The following is a 24,634-nucleotide window of genomic DNA, read 5'->3' as shown; positions in this document are numbered from 1 at the left end:
ACGGCGAGCTCGATATGCGCACCCCGCTCGAGGTTGAGCAGGCGTACTACGCTGACCTCGAATCAGCCCAGCCGGCCCCTGCCAGACAAGGCTCCCGATAGGAACGAAAGTCAGGCCGATTCAGCCCTTGATCGTCCTCGCTCCGTTCGCTCTCAGGACCGAGTCCAGTTTCGGAATGAGGGTCGGCGTCCTCATCCTCGCGCTCGGCCTCGCCTGGGCGACCAAACTCCTTGTGGAGGACCGCGGACAGCGGTGGCGACGCTGGGCTGATTCGACTCGGCGCGCCATGGGATACATGGTGGTCGGGGTGGCGGTGGTGGTGGCATTGGCGCTGAGCCTCGCCGGCGGCTACGCAATCCGTTCTCTGAACGATGCGCCGCCCGAGGTGGTATCCACGGCTCCCTGCGTCGGTCCTCGGGCGCTCGAAGCGGGGGGGACCTGCGCCGACCCCTTCGGGCCGGCGCCAGATACCGTGATGACGACGCGGAATGAGTACTTCTACGCGCCGCCGGAATGCGACGAGGTCGTCGACGCGCTACCGGGAGTCGACGCAGGAACGTCGCAGGTATGCGACTTCAGGAGTGGCGCGCAGGGACTGGAGGTCTGGCTCGTCGGCGACTCCCATGCGCAGCAGTGGCAGGGTGCCGTGTTCGACCTCGCACGAGTCAACGGCTGGCGGGTGACCACCAGCTACCTCGGCGGGTGCCCCGCCGCCGATGTGGCGTTCCGCGGATTCCGCGTGCCTTGGAGTGAGAGCGATGTTTCCACCTGTCGTTCATGGTCGCGTGGGATCAGCGACGCGATCATCGCCGAAGCGCCGGACCTGGTCTTCACTTCGATGGCTGCGCGGCTGCACGTGATCGACGACGACGGCTCCGGGCGGTCCTCGATCGACCAGTATGCCGAGGGGCTTCGCAAGGACTGGGTGCGCTGGACGGCGGTCGATTCGACGGTTGTCGTTCTCGGGGACCCGCCGTTCAACCAGGAGGTCCGCAACCCAGACTGCGTCGCCGTCAACCGAGGTGCTCCGATCGAGTGCGCTCGTCCTCGAGAGCAGGCTCAGCCGGAGGACCCACTCCTCGCGGCCGCGGATCCGGCAGCAGTGCCCGGGGTGGTGCCGATCGACATGACGGACCGCTTCTGCGATGCGGAGTCGTGCTACGCGGTGGTCGGCGGAGTTCCGGTCTACTATGACGCCGACCACTTGAACCTCGAGTACGCCCGGATGCTCGGGCCGACGATCTGGTCGGCATTGCAGTCAGCGCCCGGGTCGCCGCTCGCGCCCTGACAGCTTGCGCGAAGGACCCCGTCGAGCGTGTCGCGGAGGGCCGGGTACCCTGGAAGGCGCCCATCCCCCCGTAGTCTCGGCCCCCGTCGAGCTTTTTGCATGAAAGCCACGACCATCATGGATCTTCTCATCGTCGGCTCCGGCTTCTTCGGCCTCACCATCGCCGAGCGCGCCGCGACCGCAGGCCGTAAGGTGACCGTCATCGATCGACGTCATCACATCGGTGGCAACGCGTACAGCGAGAACGAACCCGAGACCGGGATCGAGGTGCACCGATACGGCGCGCACCTCTTCCACACGTCGAACGCGACAGTCTGGGAGTACGTCAACCGATTCACCGCCTTCACCAGCTACGTGCATCGCGTCTACACCAACCACCGGGGCGTGATTTATCCGCTGCCGATCAACCTCGGCACGATCAACCAGTTCTTCCAGTCTGCCCACGGCCCCGATGCCGCCCGCCAGTTGGTGCACGAGCTCGCGGGGGAGTACGACCCGAAGAACGCACAGAATCTCGAAGAACGGGCGATCGGCCTCATCGGACGGCCCCTTTACGAGGCGTTCATCCGCGACTACACCGCGAAGCAGTGGCAGACCGACCCGAAGGACCTGCCGGCAGAGATCATCAGCCGTCTTCCCGTTCGATACACGTACGACAACCGGTACTTCAATGACACATGGGAAGGGCTCCCTGTCGACGGCTACACCGCATGGCTCGAACGTATGGCTGATCACCCGAATATCGAGGTGAAGTTGTCGACGGATTTCTTCGACGAAGCCCAGCCTCTGAACAAGCGGGCCACGGTCGGTCAGGTTCCGATCGTGTATACCGGGCCGATCGACCGCTACTTCGATCACGCGGCGGGTGAACTTTCCTGGCGCACCCTCGACTTCGAGGAAGAGGTTCTCCCGATCGGGGACTTCCAGGGGACCTCGGTGATGAACTACGCCGACGCAGACGTGCCGTACACGCGGATCCACGAGTTCAAGCACTTCCATCCGGAGCGCTCGGACAGCTACCCGTCGGACAAGACGGTCGTGATGCGCGAGTACTCTCGCTTCGCCACGCGGGACGACGAGCCCTACTACCCCGTCAACACCGCCCAGGATCGAGCCGGCCTCCTCGCGTATCGAGACCTCGCCGAGGGGGAGAGGGACGTACACTTCGGCGGACGCCTCGGAACCTACCAGTACCTGGATATGCACATGGCCATCGGAGCAGCGCTGTCGATGTGGAACAACCGTCTCGCGTGACGCCATGACGGTCCTCGAGCGCGAGCAGCGATCCCGCGGACAGGGGCGCGTGAGCAGCACGCCCTACCGGGCTGATATCGACGGTCTTCGTGCCCTCGCGATCGCGCTCGTGGTGGTCTACCACGTATGGTTCGGGCGCGTTTCAGGTGGCGTCGACGTCTTCCTGATGATTTCGGCGTTCTTCATGACTGCCTCCTTCGCGCGGCGGGCTGAGTCCGGAACGCCAGAGCCGGTGTTCGGGTACTGGGCGCGTCGGTTCGCGCGCCTTCTCCCCGCCGCCGTTGTCACGATGATCGGCATTCTCGTCACGGTATCGATCGCGTTTCCCACATCCTCATGGCCCGAGATCTGGAGCCAGACCTGGGCCTCGCTTTTCTATTGCCAGAACTGGGAGCTGGTCGCGTCAGCTGCGGACTACTACGACCGGGACACGCTGAGCCCGCTGCAGCACTTCTGGTCGCTGTCCATCCAAGGACAGGTGTTCCTCCTCTGGCCCCTTCTCATGATCGCGGCCGTCGCGATGGGACGAGTATCCTCAGCAAGCGTGCGGCGGTCGATGACGGTGCTGTTCACCATCATCTTCTGCGCATCGCTCGCGTACTCGATCATCTTCACGGCGACCGACCAGCAGGCGGCCTACTTCAACACCTTCGCTCGGCTCTGGGAGTTCGCCTTGGGGTCTCTGCTCGCCTTGGGCGTCGCGCGGGTCCGACTCCGGCGTTGGGTGGCGATCATCCTCGGATGGGCCGGGATCGTCGGTCTCGTCTCTTGCGGAGCGGTATTGGACGTGCAAGGCGGCTTCCCCGGCTACCTCGCCCTGTGGCCCACGCTCAGCGCAGCCGCAGTGATCATCGCCGGCACGTCCGGTGCTCCGGGCGGCCCGACACGCTTGTTGTCTTCATGGCCGCTCAGACGCTTGAGTGCGATCGCGTATGCGCTCTACCTCGTTCACTGGCCCATCCTCGTGACATGGATTCTCTTGTCCGGCACGAGCTCCGTGAGCCTGTCGGATGGCGCCATCATCGTCGGCCTTTCCATCGTGATCGCCTTCATAGTGACGTATGGGGTGGAGAGTCCGGTGCGCCGCCTCACCCGAGCGAGTCTCCGCCGCGCGATCGCCGTGGTGGTGGCGAGTGTGCTGGTCGTCGCTGTCCCGCTGGTGAGTTGGGAGACGGCCGAGGCGCAACGCGTAGCGTCGCTTCCCATCGGGGACCACCCGGGGGCTCGGGTCCTGATGCCCGGAGGATCCGAACTCGACGTCGAGGCGGATGAGATCATTCCGATCGGTTCCGCCCTCGAATCCGAATGGGTCACGCTTGAGGGCGAATGCACTGATGACCGCCGTCCGACGGTATCCCTCCTCGCGGAGACTTGTCGGGAACGTACGGCTGAGTGGCGTTCGAACGCAACGGTGTTCGTGATCGGAGATTCGCATGCTCAGCAATGGGCGGGTGCCCTCACCCCCATCGCGGAGCAAGAGGACTGGACGGTTGTCGCGCTTCTGAAGGGGGGCTGTTCGTTCGCCCCGGAGGAACCTGTTCTGGGAAGCGCCGAGGAATGCGAGCAGTGGCGGGAAGCGGCGCTCGAGTTCGCGCTTTCCCAGCAACCCGATCTGGTGTTCGTGATGGGTACGAAGACGGCGGCGGAAAGCGACGACGAACGCGTGCTTCGCGGTCTGAACGAGTACATCGACCCCCTGGTGGACAACGGGGCGGGCGTCGTTCTCCTCCGTGACAATCCGCGTTTCAGCGAGGACATGTTCGCGTGCATCGAGCTGCGGGGAAGCGAAGCGCCGGAATGCCGTCGCAACGCCGGCGATGTCCTTGCGGCGAGCAACCCGGCGGCGAGGGAGGAGCGGAATGGTGTCGCCGTCACGGATCTCACGCCGTTCCTCTGCCCCGACGGCCTATGCCTTCCGGTGATCGGCGGGGTCGCGGTCTACATCGATCACGGCCACATCGGCCAGACGTACGCAGAATCGATGGCTCCCGCATTGCGCGAACAGATCGAGGGATTCCTGAGCCGCCGGGGACTGTGACGCGCGAGCGGCGTCCTAGACTCTGACGGTGAGTTCTGCACCCGTCGGCGAACCGGGGTCGCCCCGACGCTACCTCCACTCGCTGTGGTTGCTCTCCGCCAGAGATCTGAGGGTGCGGTACTCCACGAGTGCTCTGGGCTACCTCTGGTCTGTCCTAGACCCTTTGGTCATGAGCCTCATCTACTGGTTCATCTTCACCCAGGTCTTCCAGCGGAGCGTCGGGCATGAACCGTACATCGTCTTCCTGATCACCGCGCTCCTGCCGTGGGTGTGGTTCAACGCAGCAGTCTCGGACTTCACGCGTGCGTTCAACAAGGACGCGCGGTTGGTCAGATCGACCTCGATTCCCCGATCGATCTGGGTCAATCGCGTCGTGCTGAGCAAGGGGACGGAGTTCCTCCTGTCGCTTCCGGTCTTGGTCGGCTTCGTCGTCGTCGCGGCCTTGACCAGTGAAACGCCGGTGGAGATGAACTGGGGTCTGCTGCTCTTCCCCGTCGCCATCTTGTTGCAGGCGATGCTTCTCGTGGGTATCGGCTTGATCATCGCTCCGCTCTGCGTCTTGTACTCCGATTTGGAGCGCACGACGAAGCTCGTTCTACGGGTACTCTTCTACGCGTCACCGATCATCTACTCGGTCTCGGACTTGCCGGGTGTCTTCCAGGAGCTCGCCGCCTTCAACCCCCTATCGGGAATCTTCACCCTCTATCGCGTCGGCTTTTTCCCGGAGGTCTGGGACACCCTCAGCGTGGTCGTCGGCGCAGGGATGAGTGTGCTGCTGCTTCTGATCGGAGTGGTGACTTTCCGACGCCTCGAGCGTCCCGTGCTGAAGGAGCTGTGATGACTGAAGTCGCCATCGAGGTCGACGGCCTCGGTGTGAAGTTCCGACGCAACCGGCGCGGGCGCCGCAGTCTCAAGGACCTCTTCGCCGACTCCTCCCGGCGTGCGCGTCCGGACGAGTTCTGGGCCTTGCGGGACGTGTCGTTCGACGTGAAGCCGGGCGAGTCCATCGGGGTCGTCGGGCGGAATGGGCAAGGAAAGTCGACGCTGCTGAAGCTGGTGGCGGGGGTTCTGCTCCCTGACGAAGGCCGAGTGACCGTGAATGGCGGTGTCGCACCGCTCATCGAAATCACCGGCGGCTTCGTCGGAGACCTGACCGTCCGAGAGAACGTGCGCCTGACCTCCGGGCTTCACGGCATGTCGCGCGGCGAGGTGTCGCGGCGGTTCGATGGGATCATCGATTTCGCTGAGATCGAGGACTTCGTCGACACGCCCTACAAGCATCTGTCGAACGGGATGAAGGTACGCCTCGCTTTCGCGGTCGTGTCTCAACTTGAAGAGCCCGTCCTTCTCGTGGACGAAGTTCTTGCCGTCGGCGACAAGGCCTTCCGTGAGAAGTGCTACCGACGGATCGACCAGCTTCTCGGCGAGGGGCGGACGCTCTTCTTCGTGTCACACAATGAGAGAGATCTCCGACGCTTCTGCGAACGGGGTCTTTATCTCGACCGACACCGGCTCGCGATGGATGCCCCGATCGCCGACGTTCTCGACCGCTACAACTCTGATCACCCGTCCGGCTGATCAGACCTGACGCCACCGGAGGCGGGTATCCGTGGAGCTCGTTGCGCACTGCATGAGGACCCCGCCGCTTGTATACCCGTACCATCCCGCGATATCTCTCGCGCAGAATGCGCCGGCCGATACCGTCCCCTCGATCAGCGGCGACGGCGGCGGAGCACACGTGTTGCCGGTGAGCGGCGCGGTGCCCCCGTTCTCCATGCGGTAGATGAATGCGGCCATCTCGGAGCGCGTCACGTTCTGGTACGGGCGATACTCGTAGCAGCCGTGGCCCACGTCCCACCCCGTCGAGATCCCGCGAGACGCCAGCCATAGAATCTCCGCGGAGAACACCATTCCCGGGTAGGACACATCGCGGAACGGACTCTCCCCTGGGGAGTATTCCGGGCGCCCCTGGAACCGGTGCAGGAAGGTCGCCATCACGTCGCGGGACGTGGAAAGGAACGGCCGAAACTCCGACCCCCGGGGGGTGGCCCACCCCTGCGAGATTCCGCTCTCGGCAAGCCATGCGATCTGCTTGTAGAAAACGAACTCCGTCGGCACATCGACGAAGGGCGACACCGCAGGCGGTGTGTAGTCCGGCTGTCCTGCCAGTCGGTACAGGAACGCCGCCATTTCCCCCCGACGGATCTGGATGTTCGGCCTGAACTCGTAAGTGTCTGGTCCGACCTGCCATCCGGTGCTGATTCCTTGACTTGCAAGCCAGGCGATCTGCGTCTCGAACACATGACCAGCCGTGTCAGTAAAGGTGATGGGGGTATCGAGCGGGTCTGCGGCAGAGTGAACGACGGCCGCAGTCGCAACCTCGGTGGCGCCAGCGCTCACTGAGGCGTTCGGGACCAGGAGAACGGTGGCGAGGATCGCGCTGGTGATCGCGGCCAGGCGTGTTCCAAGGGACATGGATCGGCCTTTCTTCATGGTCACAAGCGGCAAGAGCTGGAGGTGATGGGCAAGGTTCCGCCGTTCTCCATACGGAACAGGAAGGCGGCCATCTCCGAACGCAGGACGTTCTGCATCGGACGGTACTCACGGCAACCGGCGCCGACATCCCAGCCGGTCGAGATCCCCTCCGCAGCAAGCCAACGAATCTCGGGATAGAAGACGCGTCCTGCAGCAACGTCCCGGAAGGGAGAGGCCCCTTCGGGGGAGTAGGCGGACTCTTCCTGGTAGCGATAGAGGAATGCCGCCATCACGTCGCGGGCAGTCGAGGACTCCGCCCGGAACTCGACGCCCCGCGGGGTGTCCCAGCCTCGGGAGATCTCCTCGGCCGCCAGCCATGCGATCTCCTTGAAGAACACATGGTCCGTGGATACGTCGACGAACGGTGACTTCGCGGGCACGTTGAACTCCGGCTCGCCGGCGAGTCGATAGAGGAAGGCGGCCATTTCTCCTCGGAGAATCGGCTGCTGAGGACGGAACTGGACACTGCCATCGGGCATCGTCCAGCCGCGAGTCACACCCGTCGATGCCAGCCAGGCGATCTCGGCGTAGAAGTCGTGGCCTGCCGTGTCCGAGAACGGGGCACCCCCGAGCGCACCATTGATTCCGCTCGCTTCGGCTCCGGATCCGACCACGATGGGCGTGGCGCTGGCGAGCGACTGCTTCCCACGCCACCACTGCTCCGCTGCGGAGACCTCGGTGGTCGCGAAGTCGGTTTCGAATCCGACGGTGTACGTGCCGGAAGGCACTGCGATGCGGTAGGGAGTCAGCCCATCGGTATTGGTGTCGAATCGTGCCGCAGGCTTGCGGGCCCATTCGTTCCCGACCCGCTCGTACACCAGGGCGCTCGCGAGGATCCCGTCGATGGGAGCGTTGCTCAATCCCGCCGTGATCACGGTTCCGGACAGGACGGCGTCCGGCTTCCGCGCGACCAGACGCAGGTTCTGCTTGGTTTCGCCGACCTTGATTGTGATCGAGGACTGGGACCCGAAGCGCAAGAACTGCGACGACGTCGTTCGTAACGTCTCCGTCTCGCTGTCCCACTCCGATGTCTCGATTGCCAGCCGGTACGTGCCGGGGGCGAGGTTCGACATTTGGAAGGGGATCATGTCGGCGTACATGGGGTCGCCGAATCCATAGAACTCTGTGAGTCCAGTCGTGTCTGTGAGGCGCAACCCGAAGCCGCTATTCGGGAACATCTGACGCAAGGAGGACACATCCACCTCGCCACTGATCGCGCCTCCGTAGTCCAAAGCTGCGTCGACACTGCTGCGGTTGCCGGCCGTGGTGCTGACGATCGTCGCGTCGGCAACGCTGAACGCGTCGTCGTAGTACTCGGCCCCTAGATTCAGTTCGACGGTTCCTTCGTCAGACCAGTAGGAGAATGCCGAGAATCGGACGTGATAGTCACCGGCGGGAAGCCGGTTGATCGTATACGCGCCGGTGAGCGGATCGACCGACTGGCCGACAGAAACCGCCGGGAGAGTGGCGTGCTGAGCCGACACGTAGACACCGCGCAGCCAGTCAGCGGGGGCGTCACTAGGGAGTGAGACGGTTCCGGAGATTTCCGTTCCTCTGGAGAGGCTCGCGTCGATGCCTGACTTGCTCTCCTGCGTCACGTCGACGCGGTTGGCCTGGCTCGGAGAGATCGCGTTCTGCCAGTACTGCGTGACGAGGTTGGCACACGTATCTCCGGGCGGACAATACGAATCCGCGGCGAACTTCACCTCGTAGGTGTCCGGAGCGAGTCCGACGATCGCGAACATGCCTGTCTCAGGATCGACCTTGCTCGACGCGTAGGTGATCCCGGATGCGCTGACGGTGATGTCCTCGATCCACTCCGGGTCCGCATCGCTCGGAAGTGTGACCCGGCCTGAGATCGATCGACCTTCTGAAAGTTCTGCGTCGATCCCCTCGACGTCGCCTTCGCTGAGGTCGATCGACGAAGCCGCGCTCCAGTCGGCCGCGTTGTCGAAGTACTCGGCGACCAGGTTCGGGTGTTCGTAACTGCCGTCCGCCCAGTAGCTGGTGGCCTGAAACTGCACCTTATAGCTACCGGAGGGAAGGCCGACCAGTTCGTATGCGCCAGTCGAGGGGTCGACGAAGGTGGAGCTGTAGCCACCTCCGGATCCATCGGCGCTGTTCGCACTAACCATCACGCCATTGAGCCATCCGGTCGGCACGCTCTCGGGGAGTGTGACAGTACCCGAGAGCGACCGTCCTGAGGACAAGGAGGCGTCAACCCCGCCTGCGTCCTCCGTTGTCACGTCGACGAGCGTTGCGTCCGCGTACCGCGTCGTGCCGTCGAAGTACTCGGCAACAAGGTTCGGGGTGACACGCTCATCCCCGACCCAGAAGGACGAGGAGTAGAAGTGCACGCGGTACGCGTCCGGCAGGAGGCCGGTGATGGTGTACTGACCGGTCTCAGGGTCGACGGATGCCGATTGGCTCGCGCCGCTTCCGGCCGAAGCATTCACGGTGACTCCCTGCATCCACGCGGCCGGGACATCCTGTGGGAGTTCGACGACGCCGCTGATCGACCTCCCTTGGGCGAGCGTCGCATCGACTCCGTCGATATCTGTCGAGTCGACGGAGATCAGCTCTGCGGCCGTCCAGTCCGTTGTGTCGTTGAAGTACTCGGGGATGAGGTTAGGGGTGATCACCCCGTTCTCGGTCCACGTCGGGTCGGCCGAGAACTGGAGTCGATATGCATTCGCCGGGAGGTTGGGCAGAGCGTACTCGCCGGTGACGGGGTCCAGCTCCGCGGAGTAGTAGTGCTCTCCATCGATGGATTGGGCTGAGACCTGCACGGTTCCGAGCCACTCGGCTGGTGCGCCCGCTTCGAGAGTGACAGTGCCCGAGATCGTCGGCCCGGACGGGGCGTCTCCGGGATCAGACGGCTCCGCCGCGGCTGACGGCGCGAGCCCTGCGGCGACGAACGAGATGGCGACGGCGAAAGCTACGCCGCTGAGAGCGCGAAGGCGCATCGGTTTCCTCCTGTGGACGCATCGAGCGCCCCCCAATTGGCACCGATTCGCTCAACGTAGCAGAGGATCGCGACAGGCTTCGAGCGAAGATTGCCGTTCAGGAATGTGCGGCTGTCAGACTCCCAGCGGCGGCATCGGCTTCCACGCCCGGTCCCGCGAGATCTTCCCGCCGTCGCGCAACCCGCGGAAGAGATTGGACGTCCCCCGCACGGTCCGCTCGACGAAGAAGAGCCGGATGAGCTCCTTGCCGAAGGTCAGCGCCGTGCCGATCGCGAACGGCACCGGACGGTAGACACCGAGCTCGCGGTAGTAGTGCTTGATGTATGCCCGATTGCGCATGATGTAGTAGCGATACGCGTTGCTCGAGGCGTTCATGTGGCGGATGCCCATGTCCCACTGCTTGATCTCGCGCGTCCTGCGGAGGACGAATTCATCCACGATCACCGACGTCGTCTGACGCGACGCGAGCCAGCCGTAGAGCTGGTCGTCCCAGTAGATGAAGAACCGGGGGTCGGGCAGGCCGATCCGCGACACGATGTCGCGGTGGATGAACATCCCCTCGAAGCATCCGGAGTTCATCTCCTTGTACCCCGAAGCATCGAAGCCGGCGGGAGCAAAGGGGATCGGGATGCCGAGCGGCTCGGCCACGCGGTACTGCCAGTAGAACTCGCTGCCGTCGTAGTCGTAGCGGCGTCCCTGAATGCTCTGGAAGCGCGGAGCCCACTTGCCCATCTTCGCCAGGCCGTCGGGGATGACCTCGACGTCGTCGTCCATGAGCCAGATCCAGGTGGAACCGATCTCGTGGGCGACGCGCATGCCCTCGCTGAAGCCGCCGGATCCGCCGGTGTTCGTCTCCATGCGGCGATAGACCAGCTCGGCACCGATCTTGTCGCGGAAGGACTCCACGACGTCACCGGTGTCGTCGGTCGAGGCGTTGTCGATGATGACGACGTGTCCGGGCTTCGGGTCCATCGACGCGATGCTCCCGAGGAGCCGCGTGAGCAACCCCGAACGGTTGTAGGTGACGATCGCGATCGTCGCCGACGCCGGATCGAAGGTCTGGGCTGCCTGGACGGCGCGCGAGGAGGACTTTTCAGGCATGGCTCATGAATACTACCCGCGTCGCCTTCACAGCCCCGGTGCGGCGGGCGGAAGGCTCGGGTCGAGGCGCTCGCCGATGCGCTCGCGCCACGAGCGGGACTGTCCGGCGCGGACGGCGCAGAGGACGAGCATGAGCCAGCCGAGGCCGGTGAGGGTGAAGCTCTCGAACATCGAGTCGACGAGGAGGGCGACGAGGATGAGGGGCGTCCAGGCGTAGACGACCGAGCGGCGTTCGGTCGCCACCAGCCACGAGCGCACCAGCGCGATGCCGGCAAGGGCGAAGAAGAGGAGGAGGCCGAGCCATCCGAGCTGAAGGAGCACGTCGAAGTAGGCGTTGAGCCCGGTGGCGTGTTCCGAGCGCAGAGCGAAGTTCAGCGCGTTGAAGGGGAACTCGCCGTCCTCCCACGGGCCGTACCACCCCCACCCCTGGACGGGGCGGAAGCGCAGGTAGTCGACCATCAGGTTCCACAGGTCGACGCGCATCGAGAAGTCGGTGCCCGCGCCGAGGAGCGCGACGATCGGATGCCGCAGCGCGTAGCCGACGGCGATCCCCACGACGACCACCCCGCCGAGGCTGAACTGCACGGCACGTCGGCGGTCGGGGCGGACGCGGCGCACCAGCACCAGCGCGAGGACGGCGAGACCGACGGCGACGGCGAGGACGAGAACGGTGGGGGAGTCGCTGAACGCGGCGAGCGACCCCGCGAGGATCACCGAGGCGACCGACGCCCCCGTGCGCACCGACTGCGTGCGGTACTCGATGAGGAAGGTGATGAGGGCGAGCACCGCGACGAAGCCGAGCAGGTTGCGGGTGCCGAAGATGCCCTGGACCGGTCCGAGCGAGGCAAGATTCCCCTCGACGGCGAGGAAGCGGAAGGGGGTGTCGAGGAGGATGCCGGAAAGGATCTCCACGCCCAGCGAGATGCCGAGGAGCGTCCGCAGCACGTCGCCGAGCGCGCGGACGGTCTGCAGGGTGTCGCGGATGTGGCCGATGACGACGGCGAGGAGCCCGATCCCCGCGAGGGCGAGGGCGTTCCGCAGCGTGGCGGCGGCATCCGTGCTCCAGACCGCGCTGATCGTCGCCCACGCGATGAACGCGAGCACCGTGAACGGGACGAGCCGCAGCAGCGCGATCTCGTCGCGCCGCGCGATGAGGATCCCGATGCCGAGGAGGCAGAGCCCGGCGACGATCGTCACGTACGTGGTCGGGCTCATGAGCCGCTCGATCGCGAACGAAGAGAACACCGCCGCGAAGACGGTGAGCGTGTAGGCGCGGGCGAAGGATGCCGAGGCGAGGAGAGTCGTCACCCACCCGGAGGAGGGGGTGCCCCCGCCGCTCACGGGGCCTGCTTCGCCGGTTCGCCGCGCTCGATGGCCGCGCTCTGCTCGGCGGGGCCGACGCCGACGTGCGGCGACTGCTTGATCTTCGCGCCGAACATGACCACGAACATCCATCCCCACAGCAGCAGCGGCGTGGACTCGGCGAAGCCCTGGACGAGCACCACGGCTCCCACGAGCGTCGGCAGGAGGGTGAGCGCGGAGTAGGGGCGGTCGGCGCGGAGGTCCCAGCGGGGGCGGTCGACGGCGAAGAACCACGCCCGCCACACGAAGGCCAGGTACACGAGCCCGAGCAGGGCGACGCCGATCGCACCGAGCTGCAGGTAGACGTCCACCCACACGTTGTGGGCCTGCATCACCGTCTGGCCGTGGTCGACGATCCAGCGGTCGAAAGCCGGGTCGGAGGGGAGCCACGGCGTCGCGAAGCCCCACCCGATCACGGGGTGCTCGTTCGCGCGGGCGAGCACCTGCTCCCAGATCTGCTCGCGCCCGGTGAGGTCGGAGTCGCGCCCGAGCGCGCCGAAGATCGCGTCGCGGAGGGTCCACAGCGTGATCCCGCCGCCGATCGCGATCACGGCGTAGGCGATGTAGTAGCGGGTGCGCTCGCCGGGGCGGCGTGCGCGGCGCATGAGCAGCACGGTGACGAGCACGACGACGACCATCGCGCCGGCGACGAACGCGGTGGCCGACGAGGAGCGCACCAGCAGGTAGGCCGACACGGCGATCCAGATCCAGAGCGTGACCCGTCGGGGCGCGCGGGCACCCAGGCGCACCGCGAAGACGATGATGGCGAGGAGGGCGACCGATCCGAGGAGGTTGGCGTTGCCCATGATCCCCTGGATGCGTCCGCCGTCGAACAGGTTGTCGCGCGACCAGTACAGGATCGGATCCGCCGCGGGCTCGCTCGGGATGACGAAACCCGGGAGGAGCGGTCCGCCGATGAACAGCGACACCCAGAGCTCGAAGGCGAGTGAGAGGCCGATGACCCACTTCAGCGCCGACGCGACGGCGCGCACGAGCTCGGCCCACGTCAGAACGGTGCCGACGAAGAGGGCCTGCACGGTGGTGATGTACAGCAGCAGCAGCGTCAGCGCCGTCGTCCCCGGCCATGCCGACCAGAGGAGGGAGGCCGTCGCCCACGCGACGTAGGCCACGGCGAACCACGGCAGGCGCCGCCACTGGACCGGCGGCCGGACGATGATCCAGAGGATCACCGACAGGATGCCGGAGGCGATCGCCCCGACCGCGGCGACGGTCTCACCGAAGGCGTTGACCCACGCGGTGCCGCCCAGGGCGAGCACGAGCACGAGGATGCACCAGCCGCGGAGCAGGAGGTGTCCGGTTTTCTCGCGCACCGGAGCGGTCGGCGGTGCCGACGCGGGGTGCTTCGAGTGGACGGCCATCGCCCCTCAGGGTACCCCCGCCGCCCGCGCCCACCCTGCGCGCGCGACGGGCGCGCGAGGACCCGCGCAATAAAGTGGGGGCATGCTGGCACCCCTCCGCAATGAGCCGCGCGATTACGCCTGGGGCTCGACGACGCTGATCGCCGAACTCGAGGGACGCGAGCCCTCCGGACGCCCCGAGGCCGAGGTGTGGTTCGGCGCCCACCCCGGCGACCCGGCCGAGACCCCTGACGGGCGCCTCGACGAGGTCCTGGGGGCGACGGATGCCCAGGAGCAGGCGCTGCCGTACCTGCTGAAGCTCCTGGCGGCGGGGTCGCCGCTGTCGATCCAGGCCCACCCGTCGCGTCCGCAGGCGATCGAGGGCTTCGCGCGGGAGGAGGCCGCCGGCATCGACCGTGACGCGCCCACGCGCACCTACCGCGACGCGAACCACAAGCCCGAGCTCATCGTGGCGGTGAGTCCGACGTTCCGGGCGCTCGCCGGCATCCGTGACCTGGACGCCACGCGCCGCTTCATCGCCGAGCTCGGCCTGTCTGCGGCGCCGCTCGCCGAGCGCCTGGCCACGGCGGTCGATTCGCTCGCCGACGTCATCGAGTGGGTGCTCGCGCCCTCCTCCGACGGCGACACCCGCGCCGTCATCGACGCCGCCCTCGCGGCGACGTCGGAGGAGTTCGCCGCCGAGCTCGCCCTCGTGGCGGAGCTCGAGGCGGCATACCCCGGCGATCCCGGGATCGTCGTGGCGATGCTGATGAACCTCGTCGAGCTCCGCGAGGGGGAGGGGCTCTTCGTCCCCGCCGGCGTCCTGCACGCCTACCTGTCCGGACTCGGCGTCGAGCTGATGGCCGCGAGCGACAACGTCCTCCGCGGCGGGCTCACCCCGAAGCACATCGACATCGATGAACTCCTGGGCGTCCTGGACGCCCGGCCCTCCGCCGCGCCCACCGTCGCCGCCGAGACCGTTTCGGCCGGGATCGTGCAGTACCCGGTGCCGGTGTCCGACTTCGCTCTCGTACGCGTCGACCTCACCGGCGACGACGTCGTGCTTCCGGCATCCGGCGATGCGATCGCGCTCGCCGTCGCGGGCGACGTGGAGGTCTCCTCTGCGGGATCGGATGCCGTGCGCCTCCGCCCCGGACAGGCGGTGTTCGCGAGCGCCGACGAGGGGCCGCTGACCCTCCGCGGGACCGGCACCGTCTTCGTCGCGACGCCGGGACGGTGAGGTCGGACCGTTATCGAACGGTTCGACACGCCCGGCGCGTCGCAAAGGTTCAATACCGGGTTGAGGATTTACTATCCGCGACTTGACCTCCGGGAATGACACGGGTGTAATTACTCAAGCGCAAAACGCGTGATGGGGGATTCCCAGGGGGGAGAACGAGAGATGACGACTTCGCACTATCGTTCCGGCGTTCCAGAAGACTGGTTCGTCGATCCGGTCAACCTCGGTGTGCCGGGCGTGCGCCGACCGGCCGTCGAGGACGAAGAGAACGCCCTCGCCTGGCAGACCGACGCCCTGTGCGCCCAGACCGACCCCGAAGCCTTCTTCCCGGAGAAGGGCGGATCGACCCGCGACGCCAAGCGCGTGTGCACCACGTGCGACGTGCGCACCGAGTGCCTCGAGTACGCGCTGGCCAACGACGAGCGATTCGGCATCTGGGGCGGCCTCAGCGAGCGCGAGCGTCGCAAGCTCAAGCGTCGCGCGAGCTGAGCGGCAGCCGCTCCCGCCGGTACCGCGCTCTGCGCGCCACGGCGCGTGCGCCACGACCCCGTGCCGCCGCCGCCTAGGCTTTCCCCGTCATGCCCCTCCGAGTTCACGCCCTCCTCGTGGTGCGCCCCGACGGGCGCACGCCGGCCGCGTACCACCTGCGCCGCACCCTGGCGTCGCTGCGTGCACAGACGCGCCCGGTCGATGTCCTCACGATCGTGGTGTGCGGCGATGACCCCGGCGTCCGAGACGTCGTCTCGGCGGCCCCCGCGGAAGGCGTGATCACGGCGCCGGCATCGACCCGCTACGCCGAAGCCGTCGCTCTCGCCACCCGGCGCCTGGACGGCGATGCGGTGTGGCTCCTCGCCCAGGACACCGCCCCCGAACCGGATGCGCTCGAGCGCCTCGCCGGCATCCTCGAGCTCTCGCCGACGGTCGCCTACGTCGCCCCGAAGGTCGTCCGCTGGGACGACCGGACCGAGATCGTCTCGCTCGGCGTGACGATGACCCGCGGGGGACGGGCCGTGGGCGTCTCGGACGGCGAGCTCGACCAGGGCCAGCACGACGCGCGCGAGGACGCCCTCGGCGCCGATGTCCGCGGCATCCTCGTCCGGTCCGACCGCTGGCGCGCGCTCGGCGGCCTCGACCGTGCGCTCCTCGGGGCCGACGAGGGCCTCGACCTCGGCATCCGTGCGCGTCTCGCCGGCGATCGGGTGTCGCTCGTCTCCAGCGCGGTCGTGGCCACCGCCGGCGACGGCGTCGCGGGTGAACCCGAGCCGCTGACGGCCGGTCGACGTCGTGCCGCGGCCCTGTCGTCGCGCACCGCGCAGCTGCACCGCCGCCTGGCCTACGCGCCCTGGTTCGTCGTGCCGCTGCACTGGCTGTCGCTGCTCCCGCTCGCCGCGGTGCGCTCGCTGCTGCACCTCGTGCGCAAGGACCCCGGTCTCATCGTCCCCGAGTGGGCCGCGTCGATCCTCGTCACCGTGCGCCTGGCCGCCGTCTTCCGGGCGCGGCGCCGGATCGCGAAGAACCGCATCACGTCGTGGCGGCAGTTGGACCAGCTGCGGATGTCGCGCGCCGAGTTCCGCGAACGACTCGACCATGAACCCGTCGACGACCTCGTCGCGGGCGCGCACCGCCGCGGCGAGCTCCGCTTCTTCTCGGGTGGCGCGCCGTGGCTCGTCCTCGGCGCCCTCGTGGTGTCGATCGCCGCGTTCCCGGCGCTCCTGGCCTGGCCGGTCCTCGGGGGCGGAGGAGTGCTGCCGCTGAGCGCCGACCTCGGCCAGCTGTGGGCGCAGACGCGCTTCGGGCTCCGCGCCGAGGGCTTCGACACGATCGCGCCTGCCGACCCGTTCGCCGCCGTCGTCGCGATCGTCGGATCGTTCACGCCGTGGGCGCCCTCGCTGTCGCTGGTGATCCTGTGGGTCGCCGCCCTCCCGCTCGCCGCGCTGGGCGGCTGGTTCGCCGCGACCCGCCTGACCGAGCGGTCGTCGCTGCGCATGGTCGCCGGCGTCCTGTGGGCCCTCGCCCCGACGTTCCTCGCGGCGCTGACCACGGGGCGTCCGGCGGCCGTGCTGCTGCACCTGCTCCTCCCGTGGCTGTTCGTCGCGGGGTCCGTCGCGCACCGCTCCTGGACCGGCGCGGGCATGGCCTCGCTCCTCGTGGTCGCCGTCGCGGCGGCATCCCCCTCTCTCGTCCCCGCGCTCGTGGTGCTGTGGTTCCTGGCGATGCTCGTGGTCCTCACCGCGCTCGGCGGCCGCGGCGCCAGCCGGCTGGTGTGGGTCATCGTGCCGCTCGTCGTCTTCGCCGCGCCTCTGATCTGGCGCGCGATCGCCGACGGTGACGGGTGGGCGCTCCTCGCCGACCCCGGCGCGGTGTGGACGGGAGCGCAGGTGGCCGCCGATGCGGCGGGCCGCACCCTGCTCGTGTTCGGCATCCCCGCGCCGGATCTCCTCGGCTGGACGTCGTTCCTCGGTGACGTCCCGTCCTGGTGGGTTCCGCTCCTCGCCGCCCCGGTGCTGGTCCTCGCTCTCCTCGCCCCCGTCACCCGTCGGTGGCCGCAGGGCGTCGCGATGCTCGTGATCACGACGCTCGGCCTCGGCACCGCCTTCGCCGCGGTGGGGATCGCGGTGTCGTTCGCGCAGTCCATCCCCGTGGCGATCTGGCCGGGAGCGGCGCTCAGCCTCGCCTGGCTCGGGCTGGTCGGCGGAGCGACCGTGACTCTCGAAGCAGGGCTGCCCGCCCCCGCACGATGGACGCGGGTCCTCGTCGGTGCGGCGGCGTGCCTGAGCATCCTCGTCCTCGCCGTTCCTGCCCTCACCGCCGTCGCGCGCGGCACCTCGAACCTCACCGACGGCCCTGCCTCGACCCTCCCGGCCTACGTCAGCGCCGAGGGGCGCGGCGACCCGAATGTGGGCACCATGATCCTCACGCCGCAGAACGACGGCGGCCTCTCGGCGCGCGTCGTGTGGGGCGCCACCGAGACCCTCGACGGTCAGGCGACGTCGCTGCGCACGCGCACCACGGCCGCGCCCGCCGACGTCCTCGTCGCCGAGATCGCCGCCGACCTCGTCACGTCGTCGGCGGACGGCGCCGTCGAAGCGCTCGCCTCCCGCGGCGTCGGGTTCGTCCTCCTCGCCTCGGCCGCGCCGCCGGAATCCGACGTCGCGCGCGGTACCCGCCTGTCTGCGGCGAACGCGATCGCGCAGCGCGGCACGCTCGACGGGGTCGGCGAGACCGCCCGCGGCACGCTCTGGCGCATCACCCCTGAGATCACCCCGCGCAAGGCCGAGCCGACCGCGATCCGCGACATCGCCACGGGGATCGCCATCTCGCAGCTCGTCGTCGTCGGCATCGCGCTGCTGCTGGCCGTTCCGACCGCCGCGTCCCGGCGAGAGGCGCGCCGGACACCGCGCACCGTCGGCCCCACGACAGGAGCATCTGCATGAGCGAGGGACGGGGTCGCCGCGCCGCCCGCACCGGCGCGCGCCTGATCGGCGGAGGAGCGGTGGCGGCGGGTGTCGTGGTCGCCGTGGTCGCCGGGCTCACCGCGCCGTGGCCGACGATCCAGCGCGAGCCGGCCGAAATCGCCGCGGTCCCCGCGCCCGCTCCCGTGGTCCTCGCCTGCGGCGGAGGGCTCCTCTCTCTCGGGCGCGACCCCGTCGCCGCCGACGGGCTGAGCATCGCCGCGGCGGCGTCGGTCACGGCGGGCGCGCGCGCGGAGGTCGCCGTTCCCGATCCCGTCGCGCTCGATGCGCCGTTCCTGACCGAGGGCGACGGAGGTGCGGCGTTCACGGCGCTCCCCGAGGGCCGCACGCGCGCCGATATCGCCGCCGCCTCCTCCGCGCAGATCGCCGAGCCCGACCTCGCCGGGTACGCGGCATCCGCGTGTCGTCCGCCGCTGCTGGAGTCGTGGCTCGTGGGCGGCTCGGCTGCCACAGGAGCCGCCGACCTCGTGGCGCTGAGCAACCCGGGGGACGTCGCCGCGACCGTCGAGCTCGCCGTGTTCGGCGCGGAGGGACTCACCGTCCCGCCCGGCGGCGCGGGCGTCGTGGTGCCGCCGCGTTCGCAGGCCGTCGTCCCGCTCGCCGGCCTCGCCATCGGCGAGGAACGCCCGGTCGTGCGCGTGCAGGCGACCGGTGCGCCGGTGCAGGCGTCGCTGCAGTCGAGCATCACGCGCACCCTCACCGCCGGCGGCGTCGACCAGGTCGGCGCCCTCGCGCAGCCGGCGACGGACGCCGCGATCCTCGGCGTCACGGTCACCGGCGGAACGGTCGACGCGGCCCAGGTGCCCACCCTCGTGCGTGTGCTCTCGCCGTCCGCGGACGCCACGGTCCGCGTGACCGTCACGCCCGTGGGATCCCCGGCCCCCGCCCTCACCCCGACCGAAGTCGACCTCGTCGCCGGCGAGCCGCTCGAGGTCGACCTCGGCGGGCTCGAGAACGGCACCTACACCGTCGATGTCGCGGCCGATCAGCCGGTCGTCAGTGCCGTCTGGCAGGCCACGGGCTTCGAGGCGGGCGACGACTTCGCGTGGTACACGCCCGCGCCGCTCGTCGACGTCCCGAGCGTCTTCGCCACTCCGGCAGGCCCCGAACCGGTGCTGACCCTGCAGAATCCCGGCGACCAGGACGCCACGGTCGTCCTCGCCGCCGCGGACGGCGGTTCCCGCGTCGAGGTCATCGTCCTGGCGGGGGAGAGCACGACCCTGCGGTTGGCTCCGCAGACCGTGTACACACTGGACGCGGCATCCGTGCCCATCCGTGCGGCGGTGTCGCTCTCAGGTGACGGTGCCCTTGCGGGCTACCCGGTGTGGCCGGCGGATGCCGCGGCTCCGCCGATCATCGTCTACCCCTGAGACGGGGCGTCGCGTCAGTGGAAGCGGTCGTGACCGAGATCCCACGGATCACGGTCGAGGTACTGCGCGGCGGCACGGAAGACGGCGCCTTCGACGATCATGCGCCGGTGCAGGTCGTCGTCGCGGTGTGGGTGGCCGAGGCGCTCGATCGGCAGCCGGTAGAGCACGATGCGTCGCTCGTCCGATAAGACGCTCCAGCGCGGGATGCCGTCGGCATCCGCCGCCGTGGGCATGTCGGCGATCTCGAAGCGGACCTCGCGCAGCTCGGGCCACGCCGAGCGGAGGAACTCCACCGCGGTGCCGACGGCGAGGTCGAACCGCTCAACGCGCGTGTCCAGCGGCGGGAGCGGGGGACGGACGACGGCGCTGCGGCCCTCGCGTCCGTGCCGGCCGTGCCGGGAGCGACGGGCCGGAGTCTTCTCCGGGGTGCGCGTACGCCGCCATGCCATGGACACAGCCTACGTCGTGCGGCGCGGCATCCGTCCGACCCGGGTCCTCCGCGACTAGGGTCGAGGCGATGCGCGAGAGACTGTGTTCCAAGGTCGGGTGCGCCCGCGAGGCCGTGACGACCCTGACGTACGACTACGGCGACCAGATGGCGGCCCTCGGCCCGCTGGGAGCGGGCAACGACCCGCACGCCCACGATCTGTGCGCCATCCACACCGACCGGTTGTCGGTCCCGCGCGGATGGGTCGTCGTCCGCCACGAGACGCTGCGCGTCTGACGCACGCCGCCGGCCCCGATCCGGCGCGTGGGAGAATGGCGGAATGTCCATCGACACCGCCGCCGCTCCCGCTGTTCCCGCCCTCGACTTCGAGGTCGCCGATCTGAGCCTCGCCGAGGCCGGACGCCACCAGCTCCGCCTCGCCGAGAACGAGATGCCGGGCCTCATGGCCCTCCGCGAGGAGTTCGGTCCGCTGCAGCCCCTGAAGGGCGCGCGGATTGCGGGGTCCCTGCACATGACGGTGCAGACCGCCGTCCTCATCGAGACGCTCGTGAGCCTCGGCGCGCAGGTGCGCTGGGCCAGCTGCAACATCTTCTCCACGCAGGACGAAGCCGCCGCGGCCGTCGTCGTCGGCCCGACCGGCACGATCGACGCTCCCGCCGGCGTGCCCGTCTTCGCCTGGAAGGGCGAGACGCTCGAGGAGTACTGGCGCTGCACCGACCGCATCTTCGACTGGAGCGCCGAGGGCGCCGACGGTCCGAACCTCATCCTCGACGACGGAGGAGACGCGACGCTCCTGGTGCACAAGGGTGTCGAGTTCGAGCGCGCGGGGGCGGTGCCGGATGCCGCCGCAGGCGACTCCGGCGAATACCGGGTCATCCTCGACATCCTGCGCGCGAGCCTCGCCCGCGATCCGCAGCGCTTCACCCGCATGACAGAGGGACTCATCGGCGTCACCGAGGAGACCACGACCGGCGTCCACCGCCTCTACGAGCTGTTCGCCGCGGGCGACCTGCTCTTCCCCGCGATCAACGTCAACGACTCGGTCACCAAGTCGAAGTTCGACAACAAGTACGGCATCCGCCACTCGCTTCCCGACGGGATCAACCGCGCGACCGACGTCCTCGTGGGCGGGAAGGTCGCCTTCGTCGCCGGATACGGCGATGTCGGCAAGGGGGCGGCCGAGGCGCTCCGCGGTCAGGGCGCGCGGGTCATCGTCAGCGAGGTCGACCCGATCTGCGCACTCCAGGCCGCGATGGACGGCTACCAGGTCGCGCGTCTGACCGACGTCGCCGACCAGATCGACATCCTCATCACCGGAACCGGCAACAAGGACGTCGTGACGGTCGATGACCTGCTGTCGCTGAAGCACCTCGCGATCGTCGGCAACGTCGGCCACTTCGACAACGAGATCGACATGGCCGCTCTCGAGTCGCTCCCCGGCGCCGAGCGCATCGAGATCAAGCCGCAGGTGCACGAGTGGCGGCTGCCGAACGGCCGCAGCGTCCTGATCCTCAGCGAGGGACGTCTGATGAACCTCGGGAACGCCACCGGCCACCCATCGTTCGTCATGAGCGCGTCCTTCACCAACCAGGTGCTCGCCCAGCTCGAGCTGTACACCAAGCGCGAGGAGTACCCCACCGGGGTCTATGTGCTCCCCAAGCACCTCGACGAGAAGGTCGCGCGCCTGCACCTCGACGCGCTCGGCGTGCAGCTCACCGAGCTCACCCGTGACCAGGCCGCCTACATCGGCGTGCCGGTCGAGGGGCCCTACAAGCTCGAGCACTACCGCTACTGACGCCTGCGGAGAGCCCCGGGCACAGAGTCCGGGGCTCTTCGTTCGTGCAGCTCAGCGTGCCGGGAAGCCCCGCGGCGGGTCGCCGGCGTGCCGGGCCAGGGTGTCGACGCGCTCGGCGCGCAGCTGCAGCGCCCGCTCCTCGCGCTCGCGACGGACGGCGGTGATGCCGCGCAGCACGGTCTCGGCATCCATCGTGGGAAGCGGTGAGACGAACGCGCGCGACTCCTCGACGAGGGATGCGGCGAGCCGCGCACGCACGGCCGGATCGAGGTTCGGAGCCGACACCGCGAACCTCGCGATGCGGCGCGCGAGCGGGTCGGGGAGGCGCGCGACGTCGGCGATCTCGGCCCACGCGGCCAGCGGCGGCGGGACGGGGAGCGGGGCGTCGACGAGCTTCGGCGTCCGCGTGCGCTCGGAGTAGGTGCCGGCCAGCAGATCGCCGAGGCGCTGCGACCGCGGCGTGAAGGCCCCCACGATCGCCGCGAGTGCGCCGAAGGTGAACCACAGCTCGAGGACGCCGGTGAGCGCCCGGATGAAGGCCTGACGGAATCCGGATGCCCCGCCGTCGGCGCGGACGATCCGCCCGCCCACCGCGAGTCGGCCGAGGCTCCGCCCGCGCGTGGTCGTCTCGACGACGGTGGGGAGGACGACCAGGACGAGGACCACCATCACGATGGTGAGGATCGGCACGACGGTCTCTTCCACGACGCCGGCGCCGACCATCCAGGACGCCACGAGCGCGAAGAGCAGGAGGAGCACCAGGCTCGCCAGCATGTCGATGAGGACGCCGAGGGCCCGCAGGAAGAAGCCGACGGGCTGGACGTCAAGGGCGACGGCCTCCCCGGTGAGCACCTCGTCCTGGTGGATCTGGACGAGGATCGGGTCGGCGGCCATGGGTACAGTAAATCAAATGGACCTCGACGCCCTGACCTCCGCCCGGCGCGAGGAGTGGGCGCGCCTCGACGCCCTGAGTCGACAGCGCCACCTCACCGGAGCCGAGATCGACGAGCTCGTCGAGCGGTACCGCGCGGCATCCGCGGACCTCGCCGATCTGAAGACCTCCGCCGGTCGCACCACACAGGGCGACTACCTCTCCACCGTCCTCGCCCGCGCCCGGCTGAAGCTCACCGGTGCGCCGGAGAACGTCATGCGGCAGATCCCGCGCTTCTTCGTGCTCCAGCTGCCCGCGGCGCTGTACCGCGTGCGCTGGACCACGCTCGTGATCGCGCTCGCGTTCATCGCCACAGGCGCGGTCGTGGCGTTCTGGGTCTCGGGCGACCCGGCGCTCGTGGCGAGCCTCGGGCCGCAGCTCCAGCTCGAGCAGTACGCCGAAGAGCAGTTCACCGATTACTACAGCGAGAACCCCGCGGCCGTCTTCGCCGGGACGGTGTGGACCAACAACGCCTGGATCGCCGCCCAGTGCGTCCTGTTCGGCATCACCGGCATCTGGCCGCTGATGGTGCTGGTGCAGAACGCCGTGGGCGTCGGGACCGCCGCCGCCGTCATGCTCGCCTTCGACCGGGGTGACGTGTTCCTGCTCTTCATCCTCCCGCACGGGCTGCTCGAGCTCACGTCGATCTTCGTCGCGGGGGCGGCGGGTCTGCACATCTTCTGGGCGTGGGTGGCGCCCGGCCGGCGTTCGCGCGGAGAGGCCCTCGCCGCGGCCGGACGATCGCTGGCCACCATCGCCATCGGGCTCGTCATCGCGCTCGCCGTCTCGGGCCTCATCGAGGGTTTCGTGACCGCGCAGCCGTGGCCGTGGCCGATCAAGATCGGCATCGGCGCGGCCGCCCTCGCCCTGTTCCTCGTCTACATGCTGGTCGTGGGGCGACGTGCCGTCCGGCTGGGGGAGACGGGCGATCTCGAAGAGGCCGACGCCGGCACCCCGACCCTCGTCGCCGGGTGATCCGGCATCCGCTCTTCTTTTGATCTGATCAAAAAAGCGGTACGATGTCGGGGTGCATGACGACCACTCCGGACCCGACGCGAGCGCCGTTCTGCGCGACGCGGGCCTGAGAGTCACCGAGTCGCGACGAGCGGTGCTCGACGCGCTCGCGGCACGCCCGCACTCCTCCGTCGACGAGCTCTTCCCGCTCGTCGTCGAGCGGATGCCGGGCGCCAGCCGCCAGTCGGTGTACAACGCCCTCGGCGACTTCACCGACGCGGGCATCGCCCGCCGGATCGAACCGGCCGGGCGCGCGGGGATGTACGAGCTCCGCGTCGGCGACAACCACCACCACCTCGTCTGCTCGCGCTGCGGCGCGGTGGAAGACGTGGACTGCGTCGTCGGCGAAGCGCCGTGCCTGACCCCCTCCCACTCCCGCGGGTTCACCGTGGCCTCCGCGGAGGTCACGTTCTGGGGGGTGTGCCCCGCGTGCGCGGGCGCACCCGCCACCTGAACCGGCA

The 24,634-nt window shown here is 68.7% G+C and carries 20 protein-coding genes; 13 read left to right on the top strand and 7 right to left on the bottom strand.

Features of this window, described 5'->3' with window-relative positions:
• Positions 1–307: 307 nt before the first annotated feature.
• From KZC50_RS15245 to KZC50_RS15225, 5 genes are all read left to right on the top strand, one after another.
• Positions 308–1,288 (top strand): SGNH hydrolase domain-containing protein, encoded by a 981-nt coding sequence (locus KZC50_RS15245; protein ID WP_310892208.1) that lies wholly within the window; start codon positions 308–310, stop codon positions 1,286–1,288.
• Between the two features lie 117 nt (positions 1,289–1,405).
• Positions 1,406–2,542, top strand: a complete 1,137-nt coding sequence (gene glf, locus KZC50_RS15240) for a UDP-galactopyranose mutase (RefSeq protein WP_310892217.1) — start codon at positions 1,406–1,408, stop codon at positions 2,540–2,542.
• Positions 2,543–2,546: 4 nt separating this feature from the next.
• Complete coding sequence (locus KZC50_RS15235) at positions 2,547–4,580, top strand: acyltransferase family protein (RefSeq protein WP_310892207.1); 2,034 nt, start codon at positions 2,547–2,549, stop codon at positions 4,578–4,580.
• Positions 4,581–4,608: 28 nt separating this feature from the next.
• Complete coding sequence (locus tag KZC50_RS15230; protein WP_310892206.1) at positions 4,609–5,418, top strand: ABC transporter permease; 810 nt, start codon at positions 4,609–4,611, stop codon at positions 5,416–5,418.
• Complete coding sequence (locus KZC50_RS15225) at positions 5,418–6,158, top strand: ABC transporter ATP-binding protein (protein WP_310892205.1); 741 nt, start codon at positions 5,418–5,420, stop codon at positions 6,156–6,158. The genes KZC50_RS15230 and KZC50_RS15225 overlap by 1 nt, the downstream gene beginning before the upstream one ends.
• On the opposite strand, the gene KZC50_RS15220 is transcribed toward KZC50_RS15225, so the two are convergent.
• The 5 genes from KZC50_RS15220 to KZC50_RS15200 form a co-directional block, all read right to left on the bottom strand.
• Positions 6,159–7,055 carry an S-layer homology domain-containing protein gene (locus KZC50_RS15220; protein ID WP_310892204.1) on the bottom strand — a complete coding sequence of 299 codons (897 nt, stop codon included), beginning with the start codon at positions 7,053–7,055 and terminating at the stop codon, positions 6,159–6,161.
• 20 nt (positions 7,056–7,075) lie between these two features.
• On the bottom strand, positions 7,076–9,904 hold the full coding sequence (locus KZC50_RS15215) for an S-layer homology domain-containing protein (RefSeq protein WP_310892203.1): 2,829 nt from the start codon (positions 9,902–9,904) through the stop codon (positions 7,076–7,078).
• A gap of 291 nt (positions 9,905–10,195) precedes the next feature.
• Positions 10,196–11,182 carry a glycosyltransferase gene (locus tag KZC50_RS15210; RefSeq protein WP_310892202.1) on the bottom strand — a complete coding sequence of 329 codons (987 nt, stop codon included), beginning with the start codon at positions 11,180–11,182 and terminating at the stop codon, positions 10,196–10,198.
• Positions 11,183–11,209: 27 nt separating this feature from the next.
• The gene (locus KZC50_RS15205) at positions 11,210–12,523 is read right to left on the bottom strand and encodes an O-antigen ligase family protein (protein ID WP_310892201.1); all 1,314 of its coding nucleotides are present in this window, start codon (positions 12,521–12,523) and stop codon (positions 11,210–11,212) included.
• Positions 12,520–13,923: an O-antigen ligase family protein gene (locus KZC50_RS15200; protein ID WP_310892200.1), complete on the bottom strand. Its 1,404-nt coding sequence runs from the start codon at positions 13,921–13,923 to the stop codon at positions 12,520–12,522. The genes KZC50_RS15205 and KZC50_RS15200 overlap by 4 nt, the downstream gene beginning before the upstream one ends.
• A gap of 82 nt (positions 13,924–14,005) precedes the next feature.
• Here KZC50_RS15200 and manA point away from each other — a divergent pair, with 82 nt between their 5' ends.
• The 4 genes from manA (at position 14,006) to KZC50_RS15180 (ending at position 19,985) form a co-directional block, all read left to right on the top strand.
• Positions 14,006–15,142, top strand: coding sequence for a mannose-6-phosphate isomerase, class I (gene manA, locus KZC50_RS15195; protein WP_310892199.1), 1,137 nt, complete (start codon positions 14,006–14,008; stop codon positions 15,140–15,142).
• Between the two features lie 162 nt (positions 15,143–15,304).
• Positions 15,305–15,631, top strand: coding sequence for a WhiB family transcriptional regulator (locus KZC50_RS15190; RefSeq protein WP_272877917.1), 327 nt, complete (start codon positions 15,305–15,307; stop codon positions 15,629–15,631).
• Positions 15,632–15,720: 89 nt separating this feature from the next.
• Positions 15,721–18,576 carry a glycosyltransferase gene (locus tag KZC50_RS15185; protein WP_310892198.1) on the top strand — a complete coding sequence of 952 codons (2,856 nt, stop codon included), beginning with the start codon at positions 15,721–15,723 and terminating at the stop codon, positions 18,574–18,576.
• Entirely contained in the window at positions 18,573–19,985 is a 1,413-nt protein-coding gene (locus KZC50_RS15180; RefSeq protein ID WP_310892197.1) for a DUF5719 family protein, read from the top strand. Before KZC50_RS15185 ends, KZC50_RS15180 begins: the two co-directional genes overlap by 4 nt.
• Before the next feature lie 14 nt (positions 19,986–19,999).
• On the opposite strand, the gene KZC50_RS15175 is transcribed toward KZC50_RS15180, so the two are convergent.
• Positions 20,000–20,434 carry a metallopeptidase family protein gene (locus KZC50_RS15175; RefSeq protein ID WP_301132529.1) on the bottom strand — a complete coding sequence of 145 codons (435 nt, stop codon included), beginning with the start codon at positions 20,432–20,434 and terminating at the stop codon, positions 20,000–20,002.
• A 68-nt stretch (positions 20,435–20,502) separates the two neighbouring features.
• On the opposite strand from KZC50_RS15175, the gene KZC50_RS15170 reads away from it, so the two are divergent.
• Together KZC50_RS15170 and ahcY are read left to right on the top strand one after the other, a co-directional pair.
• Entirely contained in the window at positions 20,503–20,709 is a 207-nt protein-coding gene (locus KZC50_RS15170) for a DUF3499 family protein (protein ID WP_053547717.1), read from the top strand.
• Between the two features lie 43 nt (positions 20,710–20,752).
• Positions 20,753–22,228 (top strand): adenosylhomocysteinase, encoded by a 1,476-nt coding sequence (gene ahcY, locus KZC50_RS15165; RefSeq protein ID WP_310892196.1) that lies wholly within the window; start codon positions 20,753–20,755, stop codon positions 22,226–22,228.
• Positions 22,229–22,279: 51 nt separating this feature from the next.
• Here the strand turns inward: ahcY and KZC50_RS15160 are convergent, their stop codons facing one another.
• The gene (locus KZC50_RS15160) at positions 22,280–23,122 is read right to left on the bottom strand and encodes an RDD family protein (RefSeq protein WP_301132532.1); all 843 of its coding nucleotides are present in this window, start codon (positions 23,120–23,122) and stop codon (positions 22,280–22,282) included.
• Between the two features lie 16 nt (positions 23,123–23,138).
• Between KZC50_RS15160 and KZC50_RS15155 the strand changes: the two genes are divergently transcribed.
• Together KZC50_RS15155 and KZC50_RS15150 are read left to right on the top strand one after the other, a co-directional pair.
• Positions 23,139–24,134: a stage II sporulation protein M gene (locus KZC50_RS15155; RefSeq protein WP_310892195.1), complete on the top strand. Its 996-nt coding sequence runs from the start codon at positions 23,139–23,141 to the stop codon at positions 24,132–24,134.
• Positions 24,135–24,186: 52 nt separating this feature from the next.
• A complete protein-coding gene (locus tag KZC50_RS15150) occupies positions 24,187–24,627 on the top strand; it encodes a Fur family transcriptional regulator (protein ID WP_310892194.1) in 441 nt (146 codons plus the stop codon).
• Positions 24,628–24,634: the final 7 nt, after the last annotated feature.

It is taken from the genome of Microbacterium aurantiacum, from assembly GCF_031625015.1.
Classification (GTDB): domain Bacteria; phylum Actinomycetota; class Actinomycetes; order Actinomycetales; family Microbacteriaceae; genus Microbacterium; species Microbacterium aurantiacum.
The sequence above is the reverse complement of the archived record's forward strand: the minus strand, read 5'-3'. Positions and strand labels throughout refer to the sequence as shown.